General features: G+C 46.5%; 15 protein-coding genes. All 15 read left to right on the forward strand.

Translation table 11 applies throughout. The features are described 5' to 3' along the window. Window positions 1–91: 91 nt before the first annotated feature. The gene (locus tag KBS54_05345) at window positions 92–1543 is read left to right on the forward strand and encodes a leucyl aminopeptidase (GenBank protein MBQ0055548.1); all 1452 of its coding nucleotides are present in this window, start codon (window positions 92–94) and stop codon (window positions 1541–1543) included. A 57-nt stretch (window positions 1544–1600) separates the two neighbouring features. Beyond that, window positions 1601–3799: an ATP-dependent RecD-like DNA helicase gene (locus KBS54_05350; protein MBQ0055549.1), complete on the forward strand. Its 2199-nt coding sequence runs from the start codon at window positions 1601–1603 to the stop codon at window positions 3797–3799. Window position 3800: 1 nt separating this feature from the next. Beyond that, window positions 3801–5135, forward strand: a complete 1335-nt coding sequence (locus KBS54_05355; protein MBQ0055550.1) for an SH3 domain-containing protein — start codon at window positions 3801–3803, stop codon at window positions 5133–5135. Window positions 5136–5707: 572 nt separating this feature from the next. Beyond that, a complete protein-coding gene (locus KBS54_05360) occupies window positions 5708–7519 on the forward strand; it encodes an N-6 DNA methylase (GenBank protein ID MBQ0055551.1) in 1812 nt (603 codons plus the stop codon). A 242-nt stretch (window positions 7520–7761) separates the two neighbouring features. Next, on the forward strand, window positions 7762–9687 hold the full coding sequence (locus tag KBS54_05365) for an AAA family ATPase (GenBank protein ID MBQ0055552.1): 1926 nt from the start codon (window positions 7762–7764) through the stop codon (window positions 9685–9687). After that, window positions 9584–10315, forward strand: a complete 732-nt coding sequence (gene clpP / locus KBS54_05370; GenBank protein MBQ0055553.1) for an ATP-dependent Clp endopeptidase proteolytic subunit ClpP — start codon at window positions 9584–9586, stop codon at window positions 10313–10315. The genes KBS54_05365 and clpP overlap by 104 nt, the downstream gene beginning before the upstream one ends. Window positions 10316–10339: 24 nt before the next feature. Then, window positions 10340–11257 carry a hypothetical protein gene (locus tag KBS54_05375; protein ID MBQ0055554.1) on the forward strand — a complete coding sequence of 306 codons (918 nt, stop codon included), beginning with the start codon at window positions 10340–10342 and terminating at the stop codon, window positions 11255–11257. Between the two features lie 32 nt (window positions 11258–11289). Beyond that, window positions 11290–12072 (forward strand): hypothetical protein, encoded by a 783-nt coding sequence (locus tag KBS54_05380; GenBank protein MBQ0055555.1) that lies wholly within the window; start codon window positions 11290–11292, stop codon window positions 12070–12072. Window positions 12073–12076: 4 nt separating this feature from the next. Further along, complete coding sequence (locus KBS54_05385; GenBank protein MBQ0055556.1) at window positions 12077–12559, forward strand: hypothetical protein; 483 nt, start codon at window positions 12077–12079, stop codon at window positions 12557–12559. 31 nt (window positions 12560–12590) lie between these two features. Next, a complete protein-coding gene (locus KBS54_05390; protein ID MBQ0055557.1) occupies window positions 12591–12830 on the forward strand; it encodes a hypothetical protein in 240 nt (79 codons plus the stop codon). Between the two features lie 35 nt (window positions 12831–12865). Further along, a complete protein-coding gene (locus KBS54_05395; GenBank protein ID MBQ0055558.1) occupies window positions 12866–13240 on the forward strand; it encodes a DUF2493 domain-containing protein in 375 nt (124 codons plus the stop codon). Window positions 13241–13478: 238 nt separating this feature from the next. After that, window positions 13479–14729 carry an AAA family ATPase gene (locus KBS54_05400; GenBank protein MBQ0055559.1) on the forward strand — a complete coding sequence of 417 codons (1251 nt, stop codon included), beginning with the start codon at window positions 13479–13481 and terminating at the stop codon, window positions 14727–14729. Next, window positions 14729–16186, forward strand: coding sequence for an LlaJI family restriction endonuclease (locus KBS54_05405; GenBank protein MBQ0055560.1), 1458 nt, complete (start codon window positions 14729–14731; stop codon window positions 16184–16186). The genes KBS54_05400 and KBS54_05405 overlap by 1 nt, the downstream gene beginning before the upstream one ends. 765 nt (window positions 16187–16951) lie before the next feature. Further along, window positions 16952–17311 (forward strand): type II toxin-antitoxin system RelE/ParE family toxin, encoded by a 360-nt coding sequence (locus KBS54_05410; protein ID MBQ0055561.1) that lies wholly within the window; start codon window positions 16952–16954, stop codon window positions 17309–17311. Window positions 17312–17360: 49 nt separating this feature from the next. Beyond that, the coding region (locus KBS54_05415; GenBank protein ID MBQ0055562.1) for a helix-turn-helix transcriptional regulator at window positions 17361–17533 on the forward strand (173 nt) is incomplete at its 3' end.

Genomic DNA, 17533 nt, shown 5'->3' on the forward strand with positions numbered 1-17533 from the left:
GAGCAGATGCCTGGCATAATTACGGCACTTTTTGTTCGTTTTAGAGTATAATTAACGCGGTTGCAGAATTTATACAAAGAGGTGTTGTCTCATGGAAATCAAATTTGCTGACAGCAGTTTTGAGCTTTGCAATTACGAAGCCGCCGCGTTTGTTGTTTACGACGGTGAAGCTGAGTTTGGAACGCTGTGCGAGTCAAAAGCGCAGGAAGTCCGCAAGGCTCTTGCCGACATGAATTTCAGCGGAAAAGCCGGAAGCGTTTGCAAGGTTGCGGCAAACTGCAAATCTGTGAAATTTATAATAGCTTCGGGCGCGGGCAAAAAAACTTGTCCCAACAGGCTTGACCACGTACGTACGGCTGCTTACAGCGCCGTTCGCAAGGCGGCGGATTACGGCTGCAAAAGCGTTGCGCTTTGGCTTCCCGACGGAAAGGAAGCAGAATACTGCCGCGCCGCGGCTGAGGGCGCTGTTCTTGCCGGCTACCGCTTTGACAAATATCTCACGAACAAGGATGGCGACCATTTCACGGTTCCCGAGGTAACTTTTGTAAATGCCGACGAAGCGGCGGCGCGCGAAGGGCAGATTATCGCCGAATCGCAGAATTTCGCGCGCAGTATCGCAAACGAGCCCGCGAACAAGGTCTCGCCTGCGGTGCTTGCCGAAAAGGCGCAGGCGCTTGCCGCCGAGCTTGGACTCTCGTGCGAAATATGGGACGAAAATAAAGCGGAAGCCGAACGCATGGGGGCGTTCCTTGCCGTAGGCAGCGGCTCCGCAAATCCTCCGCGTTTCATAAAGCTTGAATACGCGCCGGAGAACGCGAAGAAACATATCGTGCTTGTCGGCAAGGGGCTGACCTTTGACAGCGGCGGACTTGACATTAAACCTGAGAATTTCATGCTTACGATGAAGGGCGACAAAACGGGAGCCTGTACAGTGCTTGGGGCAATCCGCGCCGCCGCTTTGCTTAAGCTTCCGGTCAAGGTGTCTGTTGTTATAGCCGCCGCCGAAAATATGCCGTCAGGCAGCGCATTCCGCCCGGACGACATACTCACGGCGCGCAACGGCAAGACGATAGAGGTCGTCAATACGGACGCCGAAGGGCGTCTCACGCTTGCGGATGCTCTCTGTTTCGCAAGCGAGCTGAAACCTGATTTAATTATTGATATAGCCACCCTTACAGGTGCCTGCGCGGTTGCCCTCGGAAATTCCACGGCAGGCATATTCTCAAACAACGACGAAGCGGCAGACTGTGTTCTTTCAGCCGGAAAACGCGCCGGAGAAGGGCTTTGGAGACTTCCGATGACAGACAAAAATCTCCGTGAATCAATCAAGGGACCTTTTGCAGATGTTTTGAACTGCGGAGAACGCTACGGAGGGGCAATAACAGCGGCTATGTTCCTTGAGGAATTTGTCGCGGACGAGACCCCGTGGGTGCATATTGACATAGCCGGCGCGGATTTTATTTCCAAGCCGTGGGGATATTACTGCAAAGGAATGACCGCATTCGGCACAAGAACGCTGATTAACGTTCTCTGCGGAAAATAACGCAAAATCTGCCGGCGGTTATATAAAAACTGCTTTTCTGACTGCACGGGAGGCTTAATGGAGCATACTGCAAAGGAAATTACAGGACAGATTGACCGTGTGACGTTTTACAGCGAGGAAAACGGCTACGGCGTGCTGAAGCTTCAGGTGAACGGCTATACGGAGCCGGTCACCGCCGTTGGCATTTTCCCCAAGCCAGCAGTCGGAGAAGTGCTGAAGCTGACAGGCAGCTGGATTGTGCACCAGCGTTTCGGCGAGCAGTTTAAGGCTGAAAGCTGCGAAACGGTAACGCCTTCAACGGTCGGCGGCATAGAGAAATTTCTTTCCTCAGGGCTTATAAAGGGCATAGGCCCTGTAGCCGCTGCTAAAATTGTGCAGAAATTCGGCGAAGACACGCTGCGAGTTCTGGACGAGGAAAGCTACCGGCTGCTGGAAGTCAGCGGAATCGGCCCCAAAACAATAGAAATGATAAAGGCGTCCTGGTGTGAGCAGAAGGAAATACGCGAGGTAATAGTCTTTCTGCAATCCTACGGCGTTTCAACCGGCTACGCGATAAGGGCGTGGAAGCAGTACGGCGCGATGACGCTTCAGGTGCTTAAAGAAAACCCGTACAGGCTTGCGATAGACATCTTCGGGATAGGCTTTCTTACGGCAGACAAAATCGCGACAAGCCTCGGCTTCGCGTCAGATTCGCCCGTGCGCGTCCGCGTAGGCATTCTGCATGTGCTGAACAGCTTTGTCGGCGAAGGCAGCGTCTATGTTCCGGTTGACGAACTCACAAAAGCCGCCGCGGAGCTGCTCGGCGTAGCCGCGGAGCTTGCGGAAGCCGGTATAGAGCAGGCGAGGCTTGCCGCGGAAATCGTCGTTGAATGGTACAAAAACGACAAAGGCGAAGACGACATGGCGGTATATCTGCCTGCGTTTCAGTACGCGGAAGAACACTCGGCAAAAAAACTGCTTGAGCTTGTTTCAAACCCCTACAACAGACAGTACGTTGACGTTGACTCGGCGGTTGCATGGGCTGAAAACGAACTCGGAATAAAATTTGCCGACGCCCAGCGCGAAACTGTCCGCGCCGCCGTAAATTCGCAGGTAATGGTCATTACAGGAGGCCCGGGAACAGGAAAAACCACACTTATACGCGCCATTTTGAAACTGCGCGAGGCAAACGGCTACACGGTAATGCTTGCCGCCCCAACGGGGCGCGCCGCGAAGCGTATGAGCGAAGCAACGGGGCACGAAGCGAAAACGATACACAGACTGCTTGAATACGTTGCCGCAGGCGGCGAAAACGGAGATTTCCTGCGCGACGAAAATAATCCGCTGGAATGCGATCTTCTGATAGTTGACGAAGCCTCAATGATAGACCAGATACTTTTCTACCATCTGCTTCAGGCGCTTCCTCCCAAGGCGTCGCTGATACTTGTCGGAGACGTCAACCAGCTGCCGTCCGTAGGCGCCGGAAACGTGCTTGCTGACGTCATAGAATCGGGCGTATGCCACGTTTCTGTACTCGGCGAAATTTTCCGTCAGTCGCAGGAAAGCAGGATAATAGTCAACGCGCACCGCATAAATAACGGCGAAATGCCGCTTGTCGACGATGACTACGCGTCAGGACTGAAAGACTTTTACATTATTCAGCAGGAGGATCCCGACAAGGCGCTTGAAACCATACGGACGCTTGTAACGGAAAAAATACCGCAGCGTTTTAAATTCAACCCTCTGACGGACGTTCAGGTGCTTACCCCGATGCACAGGGGAAGCGCCGGAACAATAAAGCTCAACGAAGAACTGCAGAAACTGCTCAACAAAACGGGCGGAGCCTCCGTGCAGAAAATGGGGCGCACCTTCCGCGAGGGCGACAAGGTAATGCAGCTGAGAAACAACTATGACAAAGACGTATACAACGGCGATATAGGAATTGTGTACAATGTAGACGGCGAAAGGGAACAGGTTATCGTGAAAATGGACAACGGACTTGTCTCCTACGAATTCGGCGAGCTTGACGAACTCGTCCACGCCTACGCGGTATCTATCCATAAATCGCAGGGCTCGGAATATCCCGCGGTTATAATTCCGTTCCTCACCCAGCACTACGTAATGCTACAGCGCAATCTGCTCTACACGGCGGTTACGCGCGGCAAGAAACTTGTTATAATAGTCGGCAGCCGCAAGGCAATCGCTATGGCTGTCAAAAACGACAACACCGGCAAGCGTTGGACAAGGCTTGCCGAAAGACTGAAAAGAGGCGCTTAAAATGAAAAAATTGTGTGCAATTATATCTCTTATGTTTCTGCTGGCAGCGGCGCTGCCAGCATTCTCCGCAGACATACTCGGCGCGGAAGCAAAAATGAAAACGGCGGAATACTGGATTTCGCGCGTGCAGAATCCGGACACCGTGATTATGACACCGGAAGAAATACAGGAATTCAACGCAAAGATACTTGTAACGCCGAGCACCTACTGCAAAAACCTGACGGAATATTATCCTGAAACATTAACGGCTGAAAGGGTGCTGAAATCAATAAGCGTTGAAAAAAAGCTGATGCCGAAGAATTACGTCAACGGCAAACCCGTGACAAAAGCTTTTCTCAACGGTATTACTGAAGAATGCAACCTTGATGCTGTGCAAGACGAAATGCCTGTGCGCTACGCCTTTGCGGCGAGAAACAGCATGATGAAAATAGTTCCTACCTCAAAATCGTCGCACAAATCGCCGAACGACAAACTCTTTGACCGCTATACGGAGAGCTTTATAAAGATATGGGAGCCTCTTGCCGTACTCCACACCTCGCGTTCGGGCAAATGGTGCTACGTTGTTTCGTCGAATTCTGACGGCTGGGTGCATACGCAGAATTTGGCTTTCGTTGACAAAGAAACCATGCAGAAATATCTCGATATGCCGTTTATAATAGTAACGGGATCAAAAATATACCCGCGCAGCGGACTGACGGGCGAACGTTATGAGTTCCAGCTCGGCACACGATTCCCCATCGCTGAAGATCAGGACGCGGAACAGAACGGCGTCGGCAGTCTGTCAAGCTATTCCGTTCTGCTTCCGGGAAGAGACGCAAACGGAAACTTCTGTGAAAAGAAGCTTTTAATTCCGTGCTCGATGGACGTACACGAAGGTTTTGTACCCTATACGCAGAGAAACCTGCTGAAACACCTGTTTAAATTTCTGGGTGAACCGTACGGCTGGGGAGGCAGCTTCGGACAATGGGACTGCAGCGCAATGATACACGACGTCTATTCGCTCTTCGGCTTTGCGCTTCCGCGAAACTCAGGCGCTCAGGCACGTATCCCCGGGCTTTCGACAGACACAAGACAAATGAGCGATGAGGAGAAAAGACGGCTGTTTGCAACGCTCCCCGCAGGCACCATACTTCAGATGAACGGACACGTAATGCTCTATCTCGGAACTGTCAACGGCAAACCGTACATATTCCACGAAACCTACTCGACCTTCGGACACAGCGGAGCCTTGAAAGAAATAATAATAAACTGCGCGGTAGTGTCTGATATGGATCTTCGCCGCTCAAACGGACAGAAGATAATCAGCTGCATAAGACGAAGCGTAGCTGTTCAGTAACGGCTTGCAAGTGCAAAGTGAAAAATGCAAAGTGCAAAGTGAAAAATGCAAAGTGCAAAGTGAAAAGTGCAAAGTGCAAAGTGAAAACCTTTTAACAAGGAAGGCGAAGAGAAGGCTTTTGAGAATTTTGCATTATACATTTTATAGATGTACAGTTCAGGCGTAAAATCAGTAAAACTACTGATGCCGTGAAAAAATTCTTCTATATAATTATATTTGCTGACAGAGAAGACTGAACATTACACATCCCCCTTAAGCAGAACAGCGGCGTATGCCGCTGTTTCTGTATTTTATCCTGCCGTTGTTTTCTGTCATACAGTCTATTGTATGTTGTGGTATATAATTACCACTTGACATGTTTTAATCTGTGTGGTATAATATAGTCACGCTCAAGGAAGCCGAAATTATGCAAAACAGCTCTCTTGAAGCGGAAGCAGCCTGTAAAATCGGCATAATGACAGCGTATCAGAGATAATTCTTGCAGTAAATAAATGTGGTAATAAAAAACCACTTGACATATTTCAAAACGTGTGGTATAATATTCCCACAATGAAGAAAGGAGACAGAAAGCAATGACCAGAGAGGAACTTAGAGAGCTTGAAGCGCTGTATGAAACGGAAGGCTGTGTGTTTGCAAGAAATACAGAGCGCAGCTTCCCTCAGGTGCGCGGCAGCCAGTCAGCTTTCTGCAGCCTGCTTTACTCAGCCCTTCTTTTGGCGGCGGCAGAGCAGCCGGACAAACTCAATACCTTTGAGTCTTTTGCCGCCGCCTTCAATATTGACGAACAGCATAAACTGTTCCCGCTTCTCAAGTCCAATGCTTTTGTTTTTGAACTGCTGAACGGGGCGGAACAGTTTCTCGGAGGAAACGAAAAACTGCTCAAATCGTGCCTGCTCTTTCGTCAGTCGGACACGTCCAGGGCAGAGATAAAAAATTCGGCGCAGCGTTATATTAACAGGCTTATCGCAAAACTGCTTGTGCCGGAAAAAGGCGGCATGGTTGTAAATCTTTCTGCCGGACGCGGCAGCTTTATAAGAGACTGTTATTCGGTCTATGGAAACGAAATTTCCTACGGCATATCCGAAAGTGAAGACGATTATTACGTCGCGCTTATCAGGGCAGAACTGCTTGGAATAAACACAGAACAGTTCCGCAGGAATGAAATGCTTGAAAATGAAGGGAGATACAAACGGCTGTTCGTCAGTTATCCGCTTGCCGCAAGGCTCGGTGAAATTCCTGAGCACTGTTCAAAAGCTAAAGCCTTTGCGGCATACAACAAAGAATTTTCTGTCCTTCGCTGTGCGGATTGGTTCTACGCAGGCTACGCGGCAGAGCTGCTTGATTTCGGAGGCAGGGCAGCGCTTATAATGCCTGCGTCGGCGCTTATCAGAAGCGGAGCAGACGATGCCGCAAGAAGAAATCTCATAGAAAACGGCAAAATTGAGGCGGTTATAGAAATAACAGGCTGCCGGTTCTATACAAATACGTCCGTAAAAACCGCGATAGTGGTTCTCGGCAAAGCAAATTCCTCCGTGCGTTTTGTACGTGCAGAGCTTCCGGAAGACGGCACTTTACAGCTTGACGAACAGCAGATTGACGATATCGTTTCAGCTTTCAGACAGGACGGAACTTTTGGCTGCGCGAAAAGTATCAGCATGAGTGTCGGCGGCCTGCTTGCGGCAAATTCCGCAGAACAGAGCGTAAGTATCCGCCTGCAAACGGCTCCAGTATTCTATCCGCAAAGCGGGAAAAAGCTCGGCAGCTGTCTGCAGACCGCTTTCAGGACAAGACTTTTCAGCGGAAAATCGCTTGAAAAATATTTTACTGAAAAAGAAACGCAGATAAAATACCTTGAGCTTTCAAATCTTTCAGACGGCGGAATAAGCGGCAGAATACAATGTCTTGAAAGCTTGCCCGAAAAAAGCGCGGAACTTGGAATACCAGACCTTGCAGCGAACCTGCTGCGTGAAGGAGACCTCCTCGTTTCGCGTATTGGAAATCCCGCCTTCCGTTTCGCCGCGGCGGAATTTGGCGAGGACAAGCCCTTCCAAAAAGGCGACGCGGTAATTCCGAGCAGCAATCTCTTTGTCCTGCGCTTTACGGACGACGTGAACGTATGGTTTGTCAAGGCATATCTTGAAAGCGCCGAGGGGCAGAAACAGATGATGAACCTTTTTGGAAACGGACATCTTAACCTTCTCAGCATGGAGACACTCAAAAGCTGCATCTTTATACCTGACGCCGGACGCGGACAGCAGGACGAGACAGCCGGAGAATACCGCAGACTGCGCGGCGAACTTAAAGCGCTCAGCGAAGCGGCGGACAAAAAATCCATGGAACTGAAAAACTTCTGCGACAACATCGCAAATATGCAAAAACAATAGTCTCTTTCCAGCGCTGCCGCGTACGGCAGAACACTGAATACGGGGCAGCGCAGACCTCCTGTTTACTAAAAAAAATAATTATATCGAACCTCCTATTCACCTTGACACACTCTCCTTTTTGTCCGGCGCTGTTTTCTGCGCTCTTGCGGCGGAAAACAGCGCGGCAAACTACTGCGAAACAGAGAATCAGCAACGAACCATATACAAAAAATATCAAACACAAACTGAAAGGAGTCTTTTTCATGTTCAACGACACAACATTCTACTGCTTTGAGGTTTCCTGCCGCGGCGAGGAAGAAGAAAGCCTTCGCGCAGAGCAGATTCGCGAATACCTTGAAGACCATTCGGGGCGGCGCAGCAGCAGCCCTGCGGGACTTTACCAGATTGCCTCCGACAAAAAAAACAAAACAATAACCTTAGCCGCATTTCCGTGGAACAGCGACAAATACGATGAGAAAAAAATTGTCAGAAGCATACTGGAAGCAGAACTCGGCGCGGACAGAAGCAAAATCAAAAAAATAAGCGCCGCCGAACTTAAAAAATGCTATCCGGAAGCAACGGAAACACTGCGTTCACTCTTCAGAAAAAGAGGCATCAGCTACTCGGAAAAAGGCGGCTTGGAAATAATAGTATCTCTTGAAAGCGAACGCAGTGCAATGTCAAAAATCAAAAAATGCGGCTGTGCGGAATTCGTAGGGGTAGTTGACCGCATGAACAACTGCCTCAGACAGAGCAGAAAAGGCACTCTCAGCTGCGGAACGGTATTTGTCTGCGAAAATACCCATGATGCGGAAAAATACATTAAACTGCTTAAAAACTATCTTGTCGCAAAAGGTGTGGTAAAAGATTTTCGCTACGTTACAGGCGATATTGACAATGCCGTAAAAACAGACAGAAACACAGCCTTCATATACAGAATAGACGATGATTACGACATCGGGGAACACAGCAGACATTTCTTCTCAGCGGACGCGGGAGACCTTTGGAAGCTTCTCGGAAGAAAAACGATTTACTTAACAACAATAAGACCGGAAGAATACAGTAGAATATGCGACAAAGTTTCCTGTTTTGAAACAATTTTCCCCTACGTCGTACGCCTTGAAGAAAGCACGACGGAAGAAAAATTTGAACTTGTCAAAGAAGAAGCGGAAAGCTACGGCTTCACGGCTGACGAAAGTTTCCTCGAAAGCAGTCTGCTTGACGGCAGCATAGGCTGCGTGCTTGAAAAAATCCCCGGCGCAGTCATCAGAAAGCTTGGTAAAAACGGCTGCGACTACGTACTCCGTCCGGAAGATTTGAATACGGCAGAGCCGAAACGCAAAAAGAGAAACGTTTCGGCGCTGGAAGAGCTTGACAGCCTCATCGGGCTTGAAGGAGTAAAAAAGACCGTGCGCGAAATCGCCGCCTGCGTCAGAAAAATGGAAGATGACCCCGACCTCTCGCTTCACATGGTATTCAAGGGGAATCCGGGCACAGGCAAAACAACCGTTGCGCGCATAATCGGACGCATCTTCGGCGAACTCGGCATCCTCAGGCATCCCGACAACTTTGTGGAGGGAGACAGAAGCAGCCTTGTAGCAGGCTACGTCGGACAAACCGCGCTTAAAACGAAAGACCGCATCAAAAAAGCAATGGGCGGAGTCCTCTTCATAGACGAAGCCTACGCACTCTGCGACGGAAACACACATTCCGACATCGACTACGGAAACGAAGCTGTTGCCACTCTGCTTAAAGCAATGGAAGACCACAGACGCGACTTTGTCTGCATACTTGCGGGATATCCGGAAAAAATGGACAAAATGCTTGACATGAACCCGGGCTTCAGAAGCCGCATACTCTTCCACGTTGACTTCCCCGACTACTCGTCGGACGAAATGCTTGAAATACTCCGCGGAATATGCAAAAAAAGCTGCTATCTGCTTGACGACGGCGCGGAAAAGGAAGCGCTTGCTTTCTTCAGCCGCCAGCTTAAAAACGCGGACAAAAATTTCGCCAACGGCAGAACCGTGCGCAACCTCTACGAGCTTGCGAAAACAAAACAGGCGCTGAGAAGCCCCGACAAAAATGACAAAACCTTCACGGCGGAAGACCTTGCCGAAGCCGGAAAAGTGCTTGAGGCGACAAAAACGCAGAAACAGAACAGCAAGCCAATCGGCTTTGCGGCATAACTTGGTAAAACTGAAAATTCAACCTAACGAACGGAGGCAGAAAAAAATGATACCGATGGTAATTGAAAGAACAAACGGCGGGGAACGCGCCATGGACATATACAGCAGACTGCTTAAAGACAGAATAATATTTGTCGGCGGCGAAATAAACGACGAACTTGCAAATGCCGTAACCGCGCAGCTACTCTTCCTTGAAAGCGAAGACGCGGAAAAAGAAATCAGCCTCTACGTCAACAGCCCCGGAGGAAGCGTAAGCGCCGGACTTGCGATATACGACACAATGAACTACGTAAAGCCTGACGTATCGACAATCTGCGTCGGCTGCGCGGCAAGCATGGGAGCCGTCCTGCTTTCGGCGGGGGCAAAAGGAAAACGCTTTGTACTGCCGACCTCGCGCGTAATGATACACCAGCCTCTCGGAGGAGCGGCGGGACAGGCGAGCGACATAGAAATCCGCGCGAAAGAAATACTCAAAACAAAAGCAATGCTGAACAAAATTCTTGCCGAAAACAGCGGGCAGCCGTTTGAAAAAATCGCGGCGGACACCGACAGAGACTACTTCCTCACGGCGGAACAGGCAGTCGCCTACGGGCTTGCCGACAAAGTAATCAGAAGAAAACAGGCTTAGAACTGACAGAAAGGAGCTGCCAAAATGCTGAGCGAACTTGAAAAAATTGACTGGCTTGTACTGGGTGAAACATCGGACGTTGCGGAAGAAGACCTCGACCGCCCCTATGCGTACCTTGACAGAATATACACGCGCCGCGAATTTGAAAAAACAGCGGAAGAAGGCTGCGCCCTGTACAGCGCATGCCAAAAAAAACGCGCGGAAAAACGCGCTGCTGACGTTAAACTGTTCTTTGACAATATAGACATGCTTATGCAGCACAGAGAAGAAATATATGCGGACAAAGAGCTTGCCGGCAGCAACCCTCTCGGCTTTGAGCGGCTTCGCAAACTCATCCTTGGAATGTACGACGGCTACTCCCTGACACTTGAAGGTATGCTCAGGCTTTGGGCAAACGGTGCATGGAAAGGCAAATGCCCCGAATGTGAAACTGAAAGCTACCTGTTCAGATACGGATTGTTCGGCGCGTTTATCTGGTGTCCGAAATGCGGTAAAGTACAGGAACTGCACTGCACGGAACTGCTCCGTGTTGACCCTGAAAGCACGGCAGCATGCAAAATATTCTGCGAGTACGAAGAAGTTCAAAAAAAATATGGCGTACAAACCGGCGGAGGCTTTACGCTGCAGGGCAGAAGCGGGCCAATGATAAGCTTCTCAGCAGCACAGAAAGAAAAAACGGAGCAGAAAAAAAGCAAAAACAAAAAGAAAAAAGAAACACTGTCAGGCTTCAAAGAATTTGCCGAAAGCACGCGCGAATACAGCGAGCTTCCGCGCGAAGAAGTAATCGGGCGCGCACGCTTTGAAATGGCGAAAAAGCACGGTAAGCTTATTGCTGAAATACTGGAAGACATCGAAGAAATGAAAGCGTTTCTTGCGGATGAAACGCCGAGCGAAACGCAGAAGTTTTTCGCCGGACTGAACGAAAAAATAAAACAGAACTGAGACGAAAGACGAACGAAAAGGCAGGGACAAACGTGGACGCGGAAAACAAGAAACCTTACGTAGGCTTCAGAAAAATAATACTCAATACGGCGGAAGAAATGGCGGAGAACAAATACCCGGGCAAAACCGACCTTCACGCGCTGGTATGGAGCAAACTTGCGCACTGCACGGGAGGCTCCATCGCAGGCATGCGCTGTATCAACCAAAATATAGCCGCTGACCTGAGAACCCTCGTAAAAACAGGCGAACTTGAATGTAAAACGTACTACTTGTACGAAGAACCTGAATACAAAAAAGAACGCTACGACCGTTTTCCCCTGCAGCGCAGCAGAAAACGGCAGGAATTTAAACTGCTGCTGACGAACAAGGTCTATGCGCCATTCTCAAAAGAACTGCGCGAAACAAAAATTGAACTTGAAAAAGAATGTATCGAAAAACATCTTCTCACACCCGAAATAGTGCAGCGTTACATGAAATTCAACGAACTGCTGCCCAATAGACACAAATACAAAAACATCTTCCGCCACGTCTCTTACTGCCTCTCCGGAAACGGACGCACCTTCGGCAAAATCTGCTTTGGAAGCGCAAACTTCGGCGTTTCAAAACCGAAAAAAATAACCGAAGAACAGAAAAACGCGCTGCTTGAACTCTGCGAAATAGACAGGGAAAAATTTGAAGACACAATGTTTGACGCGAAAGACGACGGTACGGCGGTAAAATTCGTTGTCAAAATCATACTCTACTGCTTACTGTGCGGCACTCCCCTTATCCGAAGAAAATACGTCTACACCCTGCCGCACCGCAGAAAAAGGTGACAAAATGAACAGAAAAAAAGCCAAAAAACGTCTCAGACTGCGTTTTGAAAAAACGCAGATGAAAAAAACAAAGCGCTCGTTTCATACAGAGCCGTTTCCGCCGAAACTTGCGGAGCTTGGGCTAACGCCTGAAATGTACCATCTTGCCGGAATTTACTTTAACGCGGACAAATTTGCCGGCGGCAGATGCCGGCAGAGAAACAGGCAGTACAGAAAAAACTGGGGATTCAACTACACCTCGCTGATAGGACTTTATCACACAATCGCCCTGTTCATCTATCCGCGGCTTGTCGCGCTAAAAGAACTCAAACAGGGCTACCCTGCTGAACTGACCGTGGAGGAATGGGATCAGATACTCGACAAAATGATTGCCGGCTTCCGTTCAATCATATACGAAGCGGAAAATCCCGACATTGAAAACTACGAAAACATTGAGGACGAGACAATAAAACTTTTTGCGCAGTGGTACGGGCATCTTTGGCTGTAAAGCGCTGCACAAACTCAAAGGGGACGGCGGAATGTCACTCGACAAGGCTATTGAACACAAAAAGGAACAGAGAAAAAAAGACAGCTGGAAGCACTTTATGCATGCAGACGGCTGCCTCTGGTGCAAAAGAAACCTGAGGCACAGTCTCATCAAAGAACGCGCAAGAACAGACGCAGAACTCAGAACCTTTGCCGACGAAGACGCGCCCAACCGCGTAACATTCATAAAAAAATCGCGCAGGGTTCACAGCAGAATGCAGGAAACGAAATAATAAACTATAATGACAGACAAAGAAAGGAAGACAAAATGACAGGAATAATCGTATGCGGTGGCAGAGATTTTAACGACTGGCAGCTGCTTGAAGCGAGCCTTGACACAATACTGCTTGGAATTGACGACGAAATAGAAATAATAACGGGCGGGGCAAAAGGCGCGGACGCGCTTGCCAAAAAATACGCGCAGGAAAATGGGTATTCGCTCAAAGAATTTCGCGCAGACTGGAAACGCTACCGCAAAGGCGCAGGGCCTGTACGCAATGCCGAAATGCTGAAATACGCGCTTACGCTTGAAAACGCCATGGTCGCAGGCTTTTGGGACGGAAAAAGCCGCGGTACGGCAGACATGCTTCAAAAAGCCCGCGCCAAAGGCGTAAAAACCTACGAAATCCACTATGAAAAATAACGAAATTCCCAAAATGATATTCATTTTTTGGATTAGGTTGCTATAATAAGATGGAAGACAATGAAGAAAAAATTGGTGCGCGGGGAATAGGCAGGGAGATGACAAACAGAATCAGCAAACAACACAGCACAGAGTGAGAAGCGAATAGTGTATTTCTCTGCCACAAAAAAAAGAAATTTATCCTCATTAAAGCATTTGAATAATACCTGTTATTTATTTTTTATAGGGGGCACAATATATGAAACTAACCGAAAAGGTAATAAAATGTCTTAAGTCTAAAAAATCTCAGAAATGTACAGCTAATGAAATATCGATATGGATATGGGAAAATTATAATGAATATTGTCTGGAAAAAATGCGGAATACAAAAGCAAAAACTAAGGAAGATGTAATAAAACAAATTGCAGCAGAGATTGGCAGAAGCAGGAGTGAATTGGAAAGTAAATATAATGTAATAAGCATTACTGACAAAAGGCCATATAGCTATTATATGCTTGAAAATCTAGATGTTAATGCTTCTAACCGCGAAGAAAAAATTGTACGTAACAAAATTTGGTTTGGGGCTCCGGGGACTGGAAAAAGTTACAAACTCAATAAAGAAACAAAAAACTTCCTCGGTGAAGAAAAATTTGAAACAAATCATGAACGTGTTACGTTTCACCCAGATTATTCGTACGCAAATTTTGTCGGAACATATAAACCTATTATGACAAAAGTTGAGAGTAAAGATAACATTTCGTATAAATATGTTCCAGGACCTTTTATGCGTGTGCTTGTAAGGGCGCTGAACAATCCCAAACAAAATTTTGTCTTGATTATTGAAGAAATTAACCGTGCTAATACCGCAGCGGTGTTTGGCGATATATTCCAGTTGCTTGACCGTAATCCTGAGGGAAATAGTGAATATCCGATAGCTGTTTCCGAAGACATTAAACATTATCTTGAAGATGTCAACTTAAATGGTGATGCGAAGAAAAAATTAAAAGCCTGTACTGAACTTATTATCCCGTCAAATATGTATATTTGGGCAACGATGAACAGCGCAGACCAAGGGGTGTTTCCTATGGACACGGCTTTCAAACGCCGTTGGGATTTTGAATATATGGATATTAATGCTGGAGAAGCAGAAATCGCCGATTTTGAGTTTGATACGATAAATTGGAACAATATTCGTAAAGCGATAAACGATGCTCTTGCAGAACAGAAAATTAACGAAGACAAACTAATGGGGGCGTATTTCCTTTCTAAATCATTGCTGGAAAGCAAAGATAACAAACAGTTTGTCTCAGCCTTTAAATCCAAAGTTCTTATGTATCTGTATGAAGACGCTGCCAAAATGAAGAGAGATCAAATATTCTTTGCAGCCGGCAAACGCTATTCTGAAATTTGCAAGAAATTTGATACAGATGGAATACAAGTATTTAACAATGACATTCAGAACAAATATAAAGAACTGAAGTCACAGAGTGACGAACAGAATAAGGAATAATGGAAGCAAAATATAAGCCAATATATCTGCATGAAGGGCAATATTTGTTGTCTGAATTACAAAATGCCCTTAACAATAGCGCTGACATTACCAAAAAACTGATAGCCAAAATAAAAGAGTTTGGTATTCTTCGGCGCATACGTAAACAATCAAGTGATAAAGATATTTCTGAACTTGCCGATGCAGATTATGTTGTTACTGACACTAAAGATGACGATGTCTATGTCGTCAAATTTGTTGGTATTGTTATCGTAGATAGTGTGGTCTTAATCTGTTATCCTAAATATCTTCCTCGCCAAGACCCTTCTAAAGAGACTGTCTGTCAAATTTTCCGGGTTCTTGCAAAATACAACAACTCAACAGAACAAAATCTCAATATGTTTGATGAAAATACAGATGGTATGACAAATCTGCTTACTGTTATGTTGTTTCTTTTGCATGATTATTTTGAGAACGGCATTTACGATAACAACAAGCAAATTATCGAAACAAACGGCAGCGGTGAAATTTTCTGGGATAAGACTATCAACGAAACCTTGGCTCTGTTGAAAAATAACAGACCCTATTACACAGAATTGAAAACCAGAAAACACCTCTCTACTGTTGATAGTTATTTTGCAAGGCTGCATAAATGCGTGCTGAATGAAATTTCAAGAGATTTATTTGAGTCTGGAGTGTCTGAACTTTTAGGGATTCCTGAAATTATGTTTGACGAGGAAGAACGAAACTGTTTCGGTGAAACTGAGTATATTTTGTACCGGCTTGAAAATGAATTAAAAGAACAGTTTAATACACGCAAGCAGCATGTGCTGAAAGCGCTGCATTCGTATATTAAGTGTGAAAATAAATATGGCGATACTGACGCTTTTTGCATGTACGGCACAAATGCTTTCAATATGGTGTGGGAAAAGGTTTGCGCTGAAGTGTTTAATAATAAACTGAACACGTCAATCTCTGCAATTCCGGAAATATATGACAAACTGCAGGAGAAAAACACCGAGAAACTAATACGTATAATTGACAAGCCAGTGTGGCATTTTGAAAATATTCCCTATGACAAAGTTGAAACCTTAAAACCTGATATTGTATGTATTGAAAGCGACAAATTTATTATTCTTGATGCAAAATATTATCTTCTTAAAAACGACGGGAATAAAATATCTGGAAACCCTGGAATAGAATCAATTACAAAGCAATACTTGTATAACCTAGCTTTCCAAAAATATTTTGACGGGAAAAATATCAATATGCAGTTTGAAAACTATTTTGTGTTTCCGAAATTTGGCAAGCCCCCAGATGGAAAAACGACGGTGTGTTTTGATATTTTCAAAAATGAACCGTTGAACCTGCCTGATATAAATGTAGTATTCATTGAGCCGGAGAAATTATATGTGCATTATTTAAATAATGAGAGGGTATCGTTCTCTAAGTTTATTGAGGCAGAATTGGGTTCGTAGTTTTGAGTTTGCTTTTAAGTAGTCCACACACAAGGACAATCATTGAATGACCGAACCTTTGGGAGAGGCGGTCATTTTTTTATCTGTGAACCTATCGTGTACTAGATTTTGGTATTTCGGTACGCGAACAAACGGCTCTGCCGTTAAATTTCAGCGGTTTGCCGTTTGTTCGTTTGAAACTTTGTGTTGCATTGTGCTGCTTTTGTTACAATCCCAACGCCGGAGAGGGAGCCGTGTGTGGACTTGAAGCCGGGCAGCGCCCACTACTGCGTGTGTTTAACGTGTTGCAGCGCTTCAATCGTCGTACCTCGAACAGGTGCGGATTTGTCTCGGCGATGTTGACGGGATTACGCAAACGCGAATGCGATTTTTGGTTTTTGCTCGGGGCGGGTTTCCTCCGCGGAGTCAAACGTTCGTTTGGCTGATATTGTCAGTTTAAGACTTCCGCAAGTCTCCGAACGTTCGGGAGTTCGCCCGCAAGCAAGGCATATAAATGTTTCTTGCCCCTACATTTACAAAAACGGCAAAACTGTATTGAATGGCAACCTGTTTTTCTGAAAAAGTAATTACTTTGTAATAGATTGTTGCAAGAAAGTATATGTTTCCCGCACCAAAGCGTATGAGAATACAAAAGCGGGGACTGAAATCAGTCCCCAGTTAATTTTTGTTTCTGCGAATAAAGCGACAGGCGACATAAAGGAAATTTAAAGCGTTTGGTTGACTTGCGATAACTTATATGTTATCATTGGCATTAAGGTGATAAATATGTATGAGGTCATTTTCTACCATCTGCGGAACGGCGAGTCTCCGGTTGAGGAATATTTGGATGATTTGAAACGGCAGGGTGAAAGCAGTAAGACTGCACGCATTAACAGGGTAAAAATTTTGTCGTATATGAGTTCTCTCGCAGAATACGGCACGCGTGTCGGGCAGCCTGTTATCAAACATATTGAAGGTGATTTGTGGGAATTGCGTCCGTTGCGTAACAGGATTTTTTTCTTTACGTGGAAAGAAAACCGTTTTGTGTTGCTGCATTATTTTATCAAGAAATCGCAAAAGACGCCAAAAATTGAAATTGAAAAAGCAAAATCCAGACTGAAAGATTTTTTGGACAGGAGTGAGTAATATGAGCGTGAAAATTAACGGGGAAACGTTTTCAACTTTTAACGATTACATGAATGACGAAACAAAGGTCAGCTCTGCAGAGAGGGCGCAGGTTGAGTTTGAGACAAAGCTTATCGGGAAGCTGATAGAAATCCGAGAAGAGCGGGGACTTTCGCAGAGGGGACTTGCAGAGCTTTGCGGCGTTAAACAGCCTGCAATAGCGCGGCTGGAGAGTATGTCTGC

It is taken from the genome of Candidatus Equadaptatus faecalis, assembly GCA_018065065.1.
Classification (GTDB): domain Bacteria; phylum Synergistota; class Synergistia; order Synergistales; family Synergistaceae; genus Equadaptatus; species Equadaptatus faecalis.

Bases quoted from the DNA above. Each gene is read 5' to 3' on its own strand.
- clpP (MBQ0055553.1), top strand. From the start codon at position 9,584: ATGACAAAACCTTCACGGCGGAAGACCTTGCCGAAGCCGGAAAAGTGC.
- KBS54_05360 (MBQ0055551.1), top strand. From the start codon at position 5,708: ATGACCAGAGAGGAACTTAGAGAGCTTGAAGCGCTGTATGAAACGGAA.
- KBS54_05345 (MBQ0055548.1), top strand. From the start codon at position 92: ATGGAAATCAAATTTGCTGACAGCAGTTTTGAGCTTTGCAATTACGAA.
- KBS54_05350 (MBQ0055549.1), top strand. From the start codon at position 1,601: ATGGAGCATACTGCAAAGGAAATTACAGGACAGATTGACCGTGTGACG.
- KBS54_05395 (MBQ0055558.1), top strand. From the start codon at position 12,866: ATGACAGGAATAATCGTATGCGGTGGCAGAGATTTTAACGACTGGCAG.
- KBS54_05355 (MBQ0055550.1), top strand. From the start codon at position 3,801: ATGAAAAAATTGTGTGCAATTATATCTCTTATGTTTCTGCTGGCAGCG.
- KBS54_05400 (MBQ0055559.1), top strand. From the start codon at position 13,479: ATGAAACTAACCGAAAAGGTAATAAAATGTCTTAAGTCTAAAAAATCT.
- KBS54_05365 (MBQ0055552.1), top strand. From the start codon at position 7,762: ATGTTCAACGACACAACATTCTACTGCTTTGAGGTTTCCTGCCGCGGC.
- KBS54_05375 (MBQ0055554.1), top strand. From the start codon at position 10,340: ATGCTGAGCGAACTTGAAAAAATTGACTGGCTTGTACTGGGTGAAACA.
- KBS54_05390 (MBQ0055557.1), top strand. From the start codon at position 12,591: ATGTCACTCGACAAGGCTATTGAACACAAAAAGGAACAGAGAAAAAAA.
- KBS54_05410 (MBQ0055561.1), top strand. From the start codon at position 16,952: ATGTATGAGGTCATTTTCTACCATCTGCGGAACGGCGAGTCTCCGGTT.
- KBS54_05385 (MBQ0055556.1), top strand. From the start codon at position 12,077: ATGAACAGAAAAAAAGCCAAAAAACGTCTCAGACTGCGTTTTGAAAAA.
- KBS54_05405 (MBQ0055560.1), top strand. From the start codon at position 14,729: ATGGAAGCAAAATATAAGCCAATATATCTGCATGAAGGGCAATATTTG.